Annotated in this window: 2 protein-coding genes and 1 pseudogene; 1 reads left to right on the top strand and 2 read right to left on the bottom strand. The window is 51.8% G+C overall.

Features of this window, described 5'->3' with window-relative positions; all coding sequences use genetic code 11:
• The first annotated feature begins 642 nt into the window (after positions 1-642).
• The gene (locus tag C5687_RS24105) at positions 643-879 is read left to right on the top strand and encodes a hypothetical protein (protein ID WP_031942344.1); all 237 of its coding nucleotides are present in this window, start codon (positions 643-645) and stop codon (positions 877-879) included.
• 255 nt (positions 880-1,134) lie between these two features.
• On the opposite strand, the gene C5687_RS24110 is transcribed toward C5687_RS24105, so the two are convergent.
• Positions 1,135-1,437: a TM2 domain-containing protein gene (locus C5687_RS24110; RefSeq protein WP_031942343.1), complete on the bottom strand. Its 303-nt coding sequence runs from the start codon at positions 1,435-1,437 to the stop codon at positions 1,135-1,137.
• Positions 1,438-1,745: 308 nt separating this feature from the next.
• A pseudogene (locus tag C5687_RS25190) lies at positions 1,746-1,822 on the bottom strand (replication initiation protein); the annotation flags it as partial.

The raw sequence follows: 1,822 nt of genomic DNA on the forward strand, positions 1-1,822 counted from the left end.
AACCGCGGCCATAACAGCGGAATGACACCGGTAAACCGAAAGGCAGGAACAGGAGAGCGCACGAGGGAGCTACCAGGGGGAAACCCTTGGGATCTTTATAGTCCTGTCGGGTTTCGCCGCCACTGATTTGAGCGTCAGATTTCGTGATGCTTGTCAGGGGGGCGGAGCCTATGGAAAAACGGCTTCGCCGCAGCCTCATTGTTTCCCTGTTAAGTTCCTTCCTGGCATCCACCAGGAAATTTCCACCTCACCCGTAAGCCGGTACCGCTCGCCGCAGCCGAACGACCGAGCGCAGCGAGTCAGTGAGCGAGGAAGCGGCACATCTCCCGTTACTACATGTTCTGCTGACGCGCCGGTGCCGCCTTTTTCTCCTGCTACATGAAGCACTTCACTGACATCCGCATCCGTGCCAACATATTAAGCCAGTATACACTCCGCTAGCGCTACGTGACTGGTTCAGGGCTGCGCCCCGAAACCCGCCAGGACCACTGGCGCGCCTGACGGCTTGCCCAACGCTTCACGGCACCTGATTAAAATCCGCTCCCGTTCACCGTTTCTGATGGTTCTGACATTCCGCCGCTGCTTCATTGCTTCCACCTTGTCTGGCAGACTGGCCAGCGTGATGCTGAACAGGAGACCTACATGACGCGACTGACCAATCTGACGCCGGCAGAGAAGCAATTTCTTGATGATGCTGTTGCAGCTGCAGAGCGTGCTTCCGGCAAGAAACTCAACCAGCCGAACCGACATATCGTGCTCAACCGGGCAAGAGCGCAGATTGAGTCGCAGCGGCACGCCGACCGGCAGCGCGCTCTACGTGAGGAAGAACGGCAGCAGGCCGAATTTACCTGGTCACGTCCGCGATCGCCGCGCCGGTGAGTGGCTGTTATGAGGTTTCTGCTGCAGTTTTGTGATGAAACTGCAGGCAAGGCATTTCCGTGCATAGCCATGCAGACGCGCAGAAATCATCAGGAACGTTTTTCGGGGTTTTCCCCGGGGAAAGGTGCCGGAAATCGGCATGAGGCCGCAGAAACGCGCTGAGAGCGTCTTAGGCGGTACCGATAAGGGATGTTATGGTAAATGTGCCTCACAGACTGGTACAAAAAAAGCCCCGCAGGGCTTTTTTGCTATGAGTTAGCCATATTTTCTTGCGAATTTTTCATCGGAATCGCATAGATAAATAATAAACTCAATAAACGCGATGATCGCGGGTATGAATGTCCAGCAAAAAATTAGATACAGGAATCCCTGTCCTATTTTACCTAAGTAAAATTTATGTGCGCCAAATCCACCAAGGAAGAATGCTAATAGCGCGGCTGCGATTCTACTTTTTTCACCTGAACCTGAAGAGGCGTTTGTGGCTCCGCAGTGTGGGCATGACTTTGCTGTTTCGTGTATTTCCTTGCCGCATCCTCGGCAGTAAACCATTGAACTCATTTTTTATCCTCGAGCTTATTTTTAGTTGGGATGCATAATATCCAATGTTTTATAACGATATGCATCCTATATGCTCGGGTGGGATAGATTTCCATTATGGTGAAGGATCTTCTTGAGATCCTTTCTGTAGCGTCGTAATCTCTTGCTCTGGAAACGAAAAAACCGCCCTGCAAGGCGGTTTTTCGAAGGTTCTCTGAGCTACTAACTCTTTGAACCGAGGTAACTGGCTTGGAGGAGCGCAGTCACCAAAACTTGTCCTTTCAGTTTAGCCTTAACCGGCGCATAACTTCAAGACTAACTCCTCTAAATCAGTTACCAGTGGCTGCTGCCAGTGGCGCTTTTGCATGTCTTTCCGGGTTGGACTCAAGACGATAGTTACCGGATA

The sequence above is a fragment of the Enterobacter sichuanensis genome, from assembly GCF_002939185.1.
Lineage (GTDB): Bacteria > Pseudomonadota > Gammaproteobacteria > Enterobacterales > Enterobacteriaceae > Enterobacter > Enterobacter sichuanensis.

Excerpts from the sequence above, each read along its gene's own strand:
- C5687_RS24105 (WP_031942344.1), top strand. The coding sequence starts at position 643 with ATGACGCGACTGACCAATCTGACGCCGGCAGAGAAGCAATTTCTTGAT.
- C5687_RS24110 (WP_031942343.1), bottom strand. The coding sequence starts at position 1,437 with ATGAGTTCAATGGTTTACTGCCGAGGATGCGGCAAGGAAATACACGAA.